Here is a 13,066-nt window from a genome sequence, read left to right on the forward strand (position 1 = left end):
GCCCGCCCGCAAGCCCTGGGCGGCCTGCTGATGGGCACCATCGTGACCGGCCTCTTCGTCGCGATCTCCATGTGCACCGGCGGCGGCGCCTGGGACAACGCCAAGAAGTACATCGAAGACGGCAACCACGGCGGCAAGGGCTCGGAGACGCACAAGGCCGCCGTGACCGGCGACACCGTGGGCGACCCCTACAAGGACACCGCCGGCCCGGCCGTGAAYCCGCTGATCAAGATCATCAACATCGTGGCGCTGYTGATCGTCCCGCTGGTGATGAAGTTCCACGGCGGTCCCGCCCAAGCAGCACCCAGCGCTCCCATGGCCGAACCCGCCGCCGTGAGCGCACCGGCCGCCACTCCCACGGCGCCGGCCATGCCGGCCCCGGCGCCCACGCAAGCGCCCGCCGCAGCTGCCACGCCAACGCCGGCGGCACCCGCTTCCCGCTAGCCGGATAAAGCGGCTACGGCCCCAAGCAAAAAGCCCTGCACTGCAGGGCTTTTTCTTTGTAGGCACACAGCAAGGCTGCAGCGGCGTGGCCGCCAGCCGGTCAAGCCGGCATCAGTTGGCCCGCCCCTTGCCCAACCTCCAGCAACGCCGGCGCCGCGAGGAATTCGAAGCGGCGAATCTCGCTCAGCGCTTCGCTGAGCGTCATCTCACCGGATCGCATCAGGCACCCGGTCAGGTGCTCCGTCAGGCCGGTGTATTGCGCCAGGACAGCCTTGGTTTCGCTGAAAAGCCGCTCGCTCTGGGCCTCCATGATGCTGCGCGTTTCCTCGTCCGGCGGGGCCGTGCCGCCGTCCTTGACGAGCGCTGCATAGTTCAGCCGGGTCTTGCGGTACATGCCCATTTCCGCCACCGCATGGTGCAACAGCCGGGTCACGCGCGTGATGTCGTTGTGGGCGCCGCCCGTGGTGCCGTCCTCTCCGAAGAAAAGCTCTTCATTGGCCATGCCGCCCAGCAGCACGCGCACTTCATGCTCCATGTCGCCTTTGGTCTTGAGGAGATTGCTGTCCTGTTTGTGCAGCACAAAGCCCAGCGCGTTGTTGCGCGGATTGGCTTTGAGTGAAATTTTGATGGTGTTCATGTCGGCTTGCAGGGCATCCCAGTTGCCGCCTGCCAGCTTGCGCTGGTGGTGAAAGTCCATCAGGAAGTGGCCCCACTCGTGCACGGCGATGATGCGCCGGTCCCGCTCGCGTTCCTTGGTGGTGTTGTCGTTGACGTTGCCCACCAGCACGCGCTCGGCGGCCTGCATCAGGGTGTGCGCGCCTATCATCTGGCCCGACTGCACCGCGATGATGCCGGCCTGGTTGACCATGGTCTCAAGGTCGGCCGGGCTGCAGCCTTCCGTCAGCTCGACAAAATGGCGCAGGTCCATGTCCGGCAGCACTTTTTCCGCGCGCTGGCGCAGGTAGTGGCCTGTGATGGCCAGGCGCTCCTGCTGGTTGGGCATGCGGAAATCGACCTTCATCTGGAAGCGGCGCAGCATGGCCTCGTCCATCTGCAGGTTGGCCGAATTGAAATTGGACGCCACGATCCAGATGATTTCGGCATCCGACTTGGTCCGCACGCCGTCCAGGATGGCCAGCAGCATGTTCTGCGTGTCGTCGTCGTATTTCCGGTTGCCGCCGCGCCGCATGAAAAGGTCTTGCGCCTCGTCGAGGAACACGATGCAGCGCTTGCGCCGGGTGGCTAACGCCAGGATGCGCGACAAGGTGTTGGAGCCGCCGGCGACATAGCCGGTCTCCAGGTTGGCGGCTGAATGGAAAAGAATCGGCAGGTTCAGCTCCTTGGCCAGGTAGCTGGCCAGCTTGGTCTTGCCGGTACCCGCCGGGCCGCTGAACATCACGTTGAAGGGCTTGTTCACGCCATACGCCGCATATTCAAGGCGGCGTTCGTACTGGTCGCGGATCTGCGCGACCTCGGCCTTGATGTCGTCCATGCCGACCAGGTCCTCCAGGTCGCCGCTGATTTGCTGCGGGGAAATGAACTTGAGGGACTTGCGCTGCCCGCCCACCTGGAACCACAGGAAGGCCAACAGGCCCACGGTCAGCGCGGCGGACACCAGCGCGCTGGCGCCGCCTTTCCAGGCGTCCTGTTCGGATTGCGGGCGCGCCTCGCCGAAACGCTGCTCGAGGCGTGCCAGCATGTCCTTGCTGGCGCCGTCAAGCGCGGCTTGCGGCACAAAAGCCAGCTTGCCGCCCCAGGGCGCCGTCACGGCTTTGTCGGCCAGTATCTTGGTCTCCATGTCCGAGGGGTAGTAGGCGTACTGCCGGCCCTCCGACTCGACCAGCACAAAGCGCTCGGAAACAGTCCAGAGAATCGGGCGGTAAATGATGGTGATGCGCGCGACCGGGTGGGTCTCGAGAAAACTCAGCACCGAGCCGCTTCCGAAGACCACCGGCAACGTGGTGTTGTAAGCCCAGGCCGCCTCGGCGCCTTGCCCCGCCGCCGTCATCGCCTTGACCTCCAGGCTCAGCTTCTCCTGGCGTTCCAGGGTGGACCAGGCGTAGTAGCCGCTGGCGGGAATCATCAGGGCAACACCCAGCACGGCCAGCTTCATGCCCAAGGTCTGGATTGCCAGCCAGTCGCGCAGGCGGGCCGCCAGGGCTTTCAGCCAGGCTTGCACGCCGGAGCCGGCGGTGGGTGCATCGCCGGCGGGAGCGGCATCGGTCGCGCATGAGGTGGGATCGGTCATCGCAATATGAGTCCAGATTGCGGCCCGCAGTTGCCGGCTGCGGCCGCGGTTTGCGCCCGCGGGGCGCAATGTGGGCACCGTTCCCGTTTGTAGGAATTGGCGAGGTGCGTGTGTAGGTTCAATCCTACAGAAAAGCCCATTTCCCCACAGCAAAAATGTTGTAAACGAGGCGTCCGCGCACCACGCCAAGACGTGAAAAACACACGCTTTTTTTAACCGTTACCTTCGGCCGGCCGCGAAGGCCTCGGCCGGCGCCCGCGCGGCCGGTTTCAAGCAAAATCAGGCGATGCAGCTCAATTACATCGCCAACGCCTCCCTCCCCTCCGTCTCAGGCAAGACCATCCCCGTCATCGACCCGTCCGACGGCCAGGTGTTCGACGAAATCCAGCGCAGCAACGCCCACGACATCGACACCGCCGTGCGCAGCGCGCGCGAATGCCTGGAACTGGTGTGGAGCCGCTTCAACGCCGCCGAGCGCGGGCGCCTGCTGATGCGCCTGTCGGCCAAGGTGGCCGAACACGCCGAGGAACTGGCCCAGCTAGAGCAGCGCGATTGCGGCAAGCCGACCAAACAGGCGCGCGCCGACGCGGCGGCCCTGGCGCGCTATTTTGAGTTTTATGCCGGCGCCTGCGACAAGCTGCACGGCGACACGATTCCCTACCTGGACGGCTACAGCGTGATGACCTGGCGCGAGCCGCACGGCGTCACCGGCCATGTGATCCCCTGGAACTACCCGATGCAGATCTTCGGCCGCAGCGTGGGCGGCGCGCTGGCCGCGGGCAATGTCTGCGTGGTCAAGCCGGCCGAGGACGCCTGCCTTTCCCTGATCCGCGTGGCGCAGCTCGCCGCCGAGGTCGGCTTTCCGGCCGGCGCCATCAACATCGTGACCGGCTACGGCCATGAAGTGGGCGACGCGCTGGCACGCCACAAAGGCATAGACCACATCAGCTTCACCGGCAGCCCGGCCGTGGGCACACTGATCCAGCAGGTGGCGGCCGAGCGCCACTGCCCCGTCACGCTGGAGCTGGGCGGCAAAAGCCCGCAGATCGTCTTTGCCGACGCCGACCTCGACGCCGCGATTCCCGCCATCATCAATGCCATCGTGCAAAACGCCGGGCAGACCTGCTCGGCAGGTTCCCGCCTGCTGGTGGAGCAGGCGATTTACGAGCCGCTGCTGCAGCGCCTGGGCCATGCCTTTGAAAACCTGCGCGTCGGCCCCGCCGCGATGGACCTGGACGTGGGCCCGCTGATCCGCCAAAGCCAGCAGCAGCGCGTCTGGGATTTCCTGAGCGACGCGCACGTCGCCAACATCGCCATGGTGGCCCAGGGCCAGATCGTCGACGAAGCGCCCGAGACCGGGTTTTACCAGGCCCCCACCCTGCTGCGCGACGTGCCGGCCACGCACCGGCTGGCGCAGGAGGAAGTCTTCGGCCCGGTGCTGTGCGCCATGAGCTTCAAGGACGAAAACCACGCCGTGGAACTCGCCAACGCCACCCAGTTCGGCCTGGTCACCGGCATCTGGACACGCGACGGCGCGCGCCAATTCCGCATCGCCAAAAGAGTCAAGAGCGGCCAGGTTTTCATCAACAACTACGGCGCCGGCGGCGGCGTGGAGCTGCCCTTCGGCGGCGTGAAGTCCTCGGGCTACGGACGCGAAAAGGGCTTCGAGGCCCTGTACGGCTTCACGACGCTGAAGACTGTGGCGGTGCGCCACGGCTGAGTGCCCCACCCGGCCTCCCTCCCGGTACGGCCCCAGGGCCGGGATGTAATAAGCTCACGTATCAGTTACTAAATCAAAACACCTGGAGACAAACCCATGCGGGTCAAAGACAAATCCATCATCGTGACCGGCTCCGGTGGCGGTATCGGTGAAGGCATCGCCCGGCGACTGGCGGCCGAGGGCGCCAAGGTCATCGTCAACGACATCAATGTCGCCCTGGGCGAAAAAGTGGTGGCCGCCATCGTCAAGGCCGGCGGCACGGCATCCTTCTTTGCCGCCGACGTGACGAAATCCGCCGAGGTCAAGGCGCTGGTCGATGCCGCCGTGCAGCGCTACGGCCGGCTCGACGTGATGGTCAGCAACGCCGGCTGGACGCACCGCAACCAGCCCGCGCTCGACGTCAGCGAGGACGACTTCGACAAGTGCTATGCCATCAACGTCAAAAGCATTTACCTGGCCACCATCCACGCCACGCCGGTGTTCCGCAGCCTGGGCGGCGGCAGCTTCATCAACATCGCCTCCACGGCCGGCGTGCGCCCGCGTCCGGGCCTGACCTGGTACAACGGTTCCAAGGGGGCCGTCATCACCACCTCCAAATCACTGGCGGCCGAGCTGGGGCCTGACAACATACGCGTCAACTGCATCAACCCGGTGTTCAACCCCGACACCGGCCTTTCCGCCGATTTCGCCGGTGGCCCGCTGGACGAAGAGCGCAAGGCACGCTTTCGCGCCAGCATCCCGCTGGGTCGCTTTTCGACTGCACTGGACGTCGCCAATGCGGCGCTTTACCTGGCCAGCGACGAGGCGGACTTCATCAGCGGCGTGTGCATCGAAGTAGATGGCGCCCGTTGTGTGTAGGAATCACCGTGCTCTGGCATGGGGCTCCCCCATCAGCAGGGGCCGCGGAACCGGCTTTGCCGGGCCGCAAGCGCCGCCCCCCCGAGGGGGGAGCAGGCTACACGAAGTGAGCCTGAAAGGGGGAGAGTCAATCTCTCTTTGGGGATAAGGCCTCGTTTTAGCGTCCGAGACGGGCCAATGGAGTAAATTCTCCCCTTGGGCCCCTCACGATGACGACCGAAAAAATCATTCCGCTGGCAGACATCCGCTACGCAAGCCGCGTGCCGCACATCCCTGCCCGGCTGGCGGCGCCCACCGGCCTGTTGAGCGACACGCGGGGCCGGCCGCTGCGGGACTTGCGCATCAGCGTGACCGACCGCTGCAATTTCCGCTGCAGCTACTGCATGCCGCGCGAGGTATTCGACAAGGACTACGCCTTCCTGCCGCAGACCTCGCTGCTGAGCTTTGAGGAAATCACCCGCCTGGCCAAGGTGTTCGTGGCGCACGGCGTCGAGAAAATCCGCCTCACCGGCGGCGAGCCGCTGCTGCGCAAACACCTCGAGGTGCTGGTCGAAATGCTGGCGAAGCTGCAGACGCCGCAGGGCAAGCCGCTGGACATCACCCTCACCACCAACGCCTCGCTGCTCGCCAAAAAAGCCCAGTCGCTCAAAGATGCCGGCCTGCAACGCGTCACCGTGAGCCTGGACGCGCTGGACGACGCCACTTTCCGCCGCATGAACGACGTGGACTTCCCGGTGGCCGACGTGCTCAAGGGCATCGAAGTCGCGCAAAAAGTCGGCCTGGCGCCGCTCAAGGTCAACATGGTCGTCAAGCGCGGCACCAACGATGCGGAAATCCTGCCCATGGCCCGGCACTTCCGCCACACCGGTGCGGTGCTGCGTTTTATCGAATACATGGACGTGGGCGCCACCAACGGCTGGCGCATGGACGAGGTGTTGCCCTCGGCGCAGGTGGTGGAGCGACTGAACGCCGAGTTCCCGCTCACCGCCATCGACCCCAACTACACCGGCGAGACCGCCGAGCGCTGGCGCTACGCCGACGGCGCGGGCGAGATCGGCGTAATCAGCAGCGTGACCCAGGCTTTTTGCGGCGACTGCAACCGGGCGCGGCTGTCCACCGAGGGCAAGCTGTTTTTATGCCTGTTCGCCAGCCAGGGGCAGGATTTGCGCGCCCTGCTGCGCGGCGGCTATGCCGACGAGCAGATCGCCGCGGCCGTGGCCCACATCTGGCAAGGCCGAGACGACCACTATTCAGAGCTGCGCGCCGCGCTGCCCGCGGATACCAGCATGCCCGACAGCAGCGGCAAGCGGGTCGAGATGAGCTACATAGGCGGATAACGTGACCAGCAACAGCCACAACACGACACTGCACGCCGAAGCCATCACCGGCCTGATCCTGGCCGGCGGGCGCGGCTCGCGTATGGGCGGCGTCGACAAGGGCCTGCAGAATTTCAACGGCGTGCCGCTGGCCCTGCACACGCTGATGCGGCTCTCCCCGCAGGTCGGCGAGGTGATGGTCAACGCCAACCGCAACCTGGCCGCCTATGAGGCCTTCGGTGTGCCGGTCTGGCCCGACAGCACCGGCCTGGGCGAATTCGCCGGGCCGCTGGCGGGCTTTCTCACCGGCCTGGAGCGCTGCGAAACGCCCTACCTGCTGACCGTACCCTGCGACACGCCCCTCTTTCCCGACGACCTGGTGGAGCGCCTGGCCGAGGCTTATGTGCGTGACGGCGCCGACTTCGCCRTGGCCTCCGCGCCCGAGGAAGACGGCCAGCTCAGGCCGCAGCCGGTGTTTTGCCTGATGGGCACCCACATGCTGGAAAGCCTGGTGTGCTTTACGCACGCGGGCGGCCGCAAGATAGACGCGTGGACGGCACAGCACAAGACCGTGGCCGTGCCCTTCGACCGGCCCGGCGACGATGCGCATGGTTTCTTCAACGCCAACACCCTGGCTGAGCTGCACCAGCTCGAATCGCGCCTGCCGTGAAGACGCTGGACCAGATCGCCGCGGAGCTCCAGGGCTACGACCCGCAAGCCCTGTCGGCCGGCCAGGTGCTCGACTTCCTCTCCCGGCTGGTGGCGCCCGTCCAGGATGCCGTCAGCCTGCCGCTGTTCGAGGCCCTGGGCCGGGTGCTGGCCGAGGACGTGGTCTCGCCCTTTGACGTCCCGCCGCACGACAACTCGGCCATGGACGGTTTCGCCTTTGACGGCAGCCGGCTGGCCCCGGACACTGCGCTGGAGCTGCGGGTGGCCGACGGCACGGCGCTAGCCGGCAAGGCCTGGCAGGGCAGCGTCCACCCCGGCCAGTGCGTGAAGATCATGACCGGCGCCATCATGCCGCCCGGCCTGGACACTGTGGTGCCACAAGAGTTCGTCAAACCGCAGCAAGACAGCGAGGGTGCGCGCATCAGCATTCCGCCCGGTCTGCTGCGCGCCGGCGACAACCGCCGCCTGCGCGGCGAAGACCTGGCGCAGGGATTGCCGGCGCTGCGCCAGGGCGAAATCCTCACGCCGGCCCGGCTGGGGCTGGTGGCCTCCCTGGGCCTGGCCACCCTGCCCGTCTGGCGGCCGCTGCGCGTGGCCTACTTTTCCACCGGTGATGAAATCCTCTCGCTCGGCGAGGCGCCGCGCGAAGGCGCGGTCTACGACAGCAACCGCTACACCGTCTTCGGCATGCTGAGCCGCCTGGGCTGCCAGGTCATAGACATGGGCGTGGTGCGCGACGACCCGGCCCTGCTCGAAGCCGCTTTCACCGAGGCCGCCGCGCGGGCCGATGCCATCATCACCTCGGGTGGCGTCAGCGTCGGCGAGGCCGACTTCACCAAGGCCATGATGAAAAAACTCGGCGACGTGGCCTTCTGGCGCATCGCCATGCGGCCCGGCCGCCCCATGGCCGTGGGGCGCATCCCGCCCGTCAGCAACCAGGGCGGCAACTCCAATGGCGCCATCCTGTTCGGGCTGCCCGGCAACCCGGTTGCCGTGATGGTCACTTTTTTAGCCTTTGTACGCCCCGCCCTGCTGCAGATGATGGGCGTCAGCGCCGCGCCGCCGCCGCTGCTCAAGGCCCGCAGCACGGAAGCGATACGCAAAAAAGCCGGCCGCACCGAATACCAGCGCGGCTGGGTTTCAACAGCGCCCGACGGCTCTTTACAGGTCAAGACCACCGGCAGCCAGGGCTCGGGCGTGCTGCGCTCCATGGCCGAGGCCAATGGCCTGATCGTGCTGCATCACGCGCAGGGCAATGTCGCAGTCGGCGACGAGCTTGATGTGCTGATGTTTGACGGCGTCCTGTAGATCCAGTCGAATGCCGCGGCGCCGGCGGCCCTAGTCGTTCCGCGGCTCCGGTAGCGGGGGCAAGTCTTCGTAGCCGAAAAAATAGGGCACCACCCGAAAGCTCATCAGCAGGCCGCCGTTTTCCGGCGTGGTGCTCAGGCGTTCATAGTCCTGCGCGGCCAGGGGCTGTATTTTTTCGGCATCGCGTTGCCGGCTGAAAACACCGTGGCGCCACTGATAAACCTCACCGAGTTTTTCCTGGTAGGTGTAGTGATGCTGGTTGTCGTTGTAATAGTCGTCAAATCGGTTGCCGCCCAGATAGATCGCGTTGGAGCCTTCATAGCCCGTCTTCTGGCTGGTGCCCGGGTCGGTGTTCAGGAAATAAGCCCAATCCCCCGGGACAAAGTTGCCGGCCGCAACACCGCCCACCATGCGCAGGACCTTGCCCGGCCGTTCAAGCTCCAGCGGATCAAAATCAGCTTCAAAACTCCACATGCGGCCGGGTTCCAGGTCGACCAGCGGCTCACCGTCGGCCAGCAATCGCCGCTCCACGGTGCGTGCCCTGCCTGCGTCCCCCTTGACGCGGCGAAAGTAATCCAGCGCACCTTGGGCAAACACCACCTTGGTCGCGGCGTAGCAGCCTATCTCGTACTTCCCCTGCTCAAAAAACATGTCGTTGAGCGCTTGATGCAGAGGGGTGCGGAGTTTGGGCGTGCCATTGACCCAATAGCGGGAATTCCACTTGGCAGGACCGCCCTCGGGCCAGCCCCATTCCAGCACCTCGGCCCAGATCACCGTGTTCTGGCGGATGCCAACGTGGTCGACCAGGGCCTGCACATCGCAGGCCTTTCCCCTGAACTCGGTCAAGCGGCCCGGGTGCAGCAAGGCCAGCAGGATTTCTTTCTTCGAGACGGTCTTGAGCTTGCGTGTCTTGTTGTTTTTCACAGGCACCAGCACCGTCTCGTCCTTGATGGCCAATTCCGGACGCTGCGCCAGCAACAGGGTGCTCACGGCAGCGCCTGAGCCCAGCAGGGAGTACGTCATGGTCCCTCGCGGCTTGTCGAAGGTCTCCTGAACCAACCGGGCCGGAATGCCGAGCCGCTGGAGATACCGGAACATGTCGGGGCTGAGTTGCGCAAGCTGGGAGGGCGAACAGAAAAACTGCAGGCCATAGGCCCCCGCGACGGCCGTCTCCTGCGCCCGCGCGGAAACCGCCAGGCCGGCCGCCAGCAGGAATGGAATCAGGAAAGAAGCAAGGGTACGGATTCGGCCCGCAGGGTGTGCGGTCAAACCGGCTTTCTCATCACCATGCCAGGAGCTCTGTGCGGCGTGTGCGGCATCTTCTGGTCATTTCGCCACGTACTCCGGGTGCTCAAGGTGTTCATCGGGCTGCTCTTTGGCAATGGTTTTGTTCGCGCCCGGAATGGCCTTGCGGGCAAACAGGGTGTACATCGTGGGCACCACGAAGACGGCCAGCAAACTGCCCAGCGACATGCCGCCCACGATCACCCAGCCGATCTGCGTGCGGCTTTCGGCGCCGGCACCGTGTGACATGGCCAGCGGCAGTGCCCCCAGCACCATCGCGCCGGTGGTCATCAGGATGGGGCGCAGGCGCTGGGACGAGGCCTTGACCACGGCGTCTATCATCTCCATGCCCTGCCCGCGCAGCTGGTTGGTGAACTCGACAATCAGGATGCCGTGCTTGGTGATCAGGCCGACCAGCGTGATCAGCCCGATCTGGGAATACACATTGAGCGAGCCGCCCGTCCACTTCAGCGCCAACAGGGCGCCCAGCATGGACAAGGGTACCGACAGCATGATCACAAGCGGGTCGATAAAGCTCTCAAACTGCGCGGCCAGCACCAGGAAAATAAACAGCAGCGCCAGCACAAACACAATGGCCAGCGCGCCCTGCGAGTTGCGGAATTCGCGCGAGGTGCCATTGAGGTCGGTGCTGTAGCCGGTCTTGAGCACCTTGGCGGCGGTCTGGTCCATGAACTTGAGCGCTTCGCCCAGCGAGTAATCGCCCGAGAGGCTGGCGGTAAACGACACCGAGCGCCGCTGGCCGAAGTGGTTGAGTTCGCGCGGCGAGACGCTTTCACGCACCTTGACCAGCGCCGACAACGGAATCATGGCATCGTTGCGGCCACGGACATAAATACGATCGATGTCGTCGGGCGTGGTGCGGCCGCTGGCCTGGGTCTGCACGATCACGTCGTATTGTTCGCCGTCGCGTTTGTAGCGCGTCACGTTGCGCCCGCCCAGCAGGGTTTCGATCGCCTTTGCCACCACCTCGACGCTCACGCCGAGATCGGCAGCCTTGTCGCGCTCGACTTCAATGCGAAGCTCGGGCTTGTTCAGGCGCAAGTCGACATCGACCGAGACGATGCCCGGGTTCTTGGCGATCTCGTCCTGCATCTGGCGCGTGACGGCATTGAGGTTCTGGTAGCTGTCGGAGGTCTGGATCACGAAGTTGACCGGGCGGTCGCGAAAGCCCTGGCCAAGCGAGGGCGGCGTGATGGTGAAGACGTTGACACCCGGCAGGGCATTGAATTTGGGCTGCAGTTCGCGCGCCATGTCCATGGTCGAGCGCTTGCGTTCGTCCCAGTCCACGGTGCGGTAGACCACACTGGCTTGAGCTACCGTGGGGTTGCCGACGTTGCCGAAAATACGGTCGAACTCGGGAAACGGCTGGCCCATTTTTTCAAGGGCCTGGGCATAGCGGTTGGTGTAGTCCAGGGTGGCGCCGTCCGGTGCGGTGACGTTGGCCAGGATGACCCCGCGGTCCTCCATGGGAGAGAGCTCCCGCTTCATGCCGGGAAAAACCAGCGCGATGGCCAGCGCGCTGAGCGCCATGACACCGATGACAATCCAGCGCGCCTGGAAGGCAAAGGCCCTGAACTTCTGGCCCCAGCCCGGGGTGTCGCCCGAAGGTTCCCAGCGCTTGGTGACCACCCATCGCAGCACCGAGCCGTACCGGTCGGAGATTGACGTCAACACCCGCTCCATGAAGCGGTCAAAACGATTCGGCTTGGGGTTGTGCTTGAGCAACTGGGTGCACATCATGGGCGTGAGCGTGAGCGCGACAAAGCCCGACACCACCACCGCGCCGGCCAGCGCCAGCGCGAACTCCACGAACAGCCGCCCGGTACGGCCCGGCGTGAACGCCAGCGGCGCGTACACGGCGACCAGCGTGGCCGTCATGGTGACCACCGCGAAGCCGATCTCGCGCGCGCCCTTGATGCCGGCCGAGAACGGGTCCATGCCCTCCTCGATGTGGCGGAAGATGTTCTCCAGCATCACGATGGCGTCGTCCACCACCAGGCCGATGGCCAGCACCAGCGCCAGCAAGGTCAGCGTGTTCACGGTAAAACCCGCCAGGGCCATCATCGCGAAGGTGCCGATCAAGCTCACCGGGATGGTGATGATGGGAATGATGGAAGCGCGCATGGTGCGCAGGAACACAAAAATCACCAGCGCCACCAGGATGATGGCCTCGGCGATGGTGCGGTAGACGTTCTTCACGGACCGGTCGATGAACACCGAGTTGTCGTTGGCGATGTCGATCAGCACGTCGGGCGGCAAATCGGCCTTCAGCTTGGGAATGGCCTCGCGCACGCCTTTGGACAAATCCAGCGGATTGGCGGTGGCCTGCCGGATCACGCCGATCGCCACGGCCGAGCGGCCATTGAGCCGGACGGCCGTGCGCTCGTCGGCGGCGCCCTCTTCCACCCGGGCCACATCACGCACCTTGACCGAAAAGCCGTTGACGTTCTTGACCACGATGTCGCTGAACTGGGCGGGCCTGACCAGGTCGGTCTGCGAGGTCACGCTGAATTCGCGCTGCTGCGACTCGATGCGGCCGGCCGGCAACTCCAGGTTGCTGCGGCGGATGGCGTCCTCGACGTCCTGCGTGGTGAGGCGGTAAGAGGCGAGCTTGTCGGTGTCCAGCCAGACGCGCATCGCGTACTTGCGCTCGCCGAAGATGCGCACGTCGGCCACGCCGGTGACGGTCTGCAGGCGCGGCTTGACGATGCGGTTCACCAGGTCGTTGATCTGCAGCGGCATCATCGACTCGCTGGAAAACGCGATCTGTATCACCGGGAAGGCGTCGGCCTCGACCTTGGCGATCACCGGCTCCTCGATGGCTTGCGGCAGGCGGTTGCGGACACGCGAGGTGCGGTCGCGCACCTCGGCGGCGGCGGAATCGGCGTCTTTTTCGAGGCGGAAACGCACGCTGATCTGGCCCTGGTCGGCGCGGCTGATCGAGGTGATGACATCCACCCCGTCAATGCCGGCGATGGAGTCTTCCAGAGGCTTGGTCACCTGGGATTCGATCACTTCCGCGGAGGCGCCCACATAGCGCACGCTCACGGTCACGACCGGCTCGTCGATCTTGGGGTATTCGCGCACCGTGAGGCGGTTGAAACTGACCGCCCCTATCAGCACGATCAGCAGCGACAGCACGGTGGCGAAGACCGGACGGCGTATGGAGACTTCAGCGAGTTGCATAGGTGTCTGTGA

Annotated in this window: 9 protein-coding genes; 6 read left to right on the forward strand and 3 right to left on the reverse strand. The window is 65.3% G+C overall.

Going from position 1 to position 13,066, the window contains the following annotated elements; genetic code table 11:
• Positions 1 to 444 (forward strand): sodium/proton-translocating pyrophosphatase (locus tag AC1D1Y_RS08335; protein ID WP_477681933.1); only part of this gene is annotated, 444 nt, incomplete at its 5' end.
• A 100-nt stretch (positions 445 to 544) separates the two neighbouring features.
• On the opposite strand, the gene AC1D1Y_RS08340 is transcribed toward AC1D1Y_RS08335, so the two are convergent.
• Positions 545 to 2,692: an AAA family ATPase gene (locus AC1D1Y_RS08340; protein WP_477681934.1), complete on the reverse strand. Its 2,148-nt coding sequence runs from the start codon at positions 2,690 to 2,692 to the stop codon at positions 545 to 547.
• Between the two features lie 286 nt (positions 2,693 to 2,978).
• Between AC1D1Y_RS08340 and AC1D1Y_RS08345 the strand changes: the two genes are divergently transcribed.
• The 5 genes from AC1D1Y_RS08345 (at position 2,979) to moeA (ending at position 8,563) form a co-directional block, all read left to right on the forward strand.
• Positions 2,979 to 4,412, forward strand: coding sequence for an aldehyde dehydrogenase family protein (locus AC1D1Y_RS08345; RefSeq protein ID WP_477681935.1), 1,434 nt, complete (start codon positions 2,979 to 2,981; stop codon positions 4,410 to 4,412).
• 96 nt (positions 4,413 to 4,508) lie between these two features.
• A complete protein-coding gene (locus AC1D1Y_RS08350) occupies positions 4,509 to 5,270 on the forward strand; it encodes an SDR family oxidoreductase (RefSeq protein WP_477651591.1) in 762 nt (253 codons plus the stop codon).
• Between the two features lie 209 nt (positions 5,271 to 5,479).
• Complete coding sequence (moaA, locus tag AC1D1Y_RS08355; RefSeq protein ID WP_477681936.1) at positions 5,480 to 6,607, forward strand: GTP 3',8-cyclase MoaA; 1,128 nt, start codon at positions 5,480 to 5,482, stop codon at positions 6,605 to 6,607.
• A 1-nt stretch (position 6,608) separates the two neighbouring features.
• Positions 6,609 to 7,256, forward strand: a complete 648-nt coding sequence (gene mobA / locus AC1D1Y_RS08360; protein ID WP_477681937.1) for a molybdenum cofactor guanylyltransferase MobA — start codon at positions 6,609 to 6,611, stop codon at positions 7,254 to 7,256.
• Positions 7,253 to 8,563 (forward strand): molybdopterin molybdotransferase MoeA, encoded by a 1,311-nt coding sequence (gene moeA / locus AC1D1Y_RS08365; protein WP_477681938.1) that lies wholly within the window; start codon positions 7,253 to 7,255, stop codon positions 8,561 to 8,563. Before mobA ends, moeA begins: the two co-directional genes overlap by 4 nt.
• Positions 8,564 to 8,593: 30 nt before the next feature.
• Here moeA and AC1D1Y_RS08370 read toward each other — a convergent pair whose 3' ends face one another.
• Both AC1D1Y_RS08370 and AC1D1Y_RS08375 read right to left on the reverse strand, forming a co-directional pair.
• Positions 8,594 to 9,832: a hypothetical protein gene (locus AC1D1Y_RS08370; RefSeq protein ID WP_477681939.1), complete on the reverse strand. Its 1,239-nt coding sequence runs from the start codon at positions 9,830 to 9,832 to the stop codon at positions 8,594 to 8,596.
• A 57-nt stretch (positions 9,833 to 9,889) separates the two neighbouring features.
• Complete coding sequence (locus AC1D1Y_RS08375; RefSeq protein WP_477681940.1) at positions 9,890 to 13,054, reverse strand: efflux RND transporter permease subunit; 3,165 nt, start codon at positions 13,052 to 13,054, stop codon at positions 9,890 to 9,892.
• Positions 13,055 to 13,066: the final 12 nt, after the last annotated feature.

The sequence above is a fragment of the Polaromonas sp. P1_G1 genome (genome assembly GCF_056405595.1).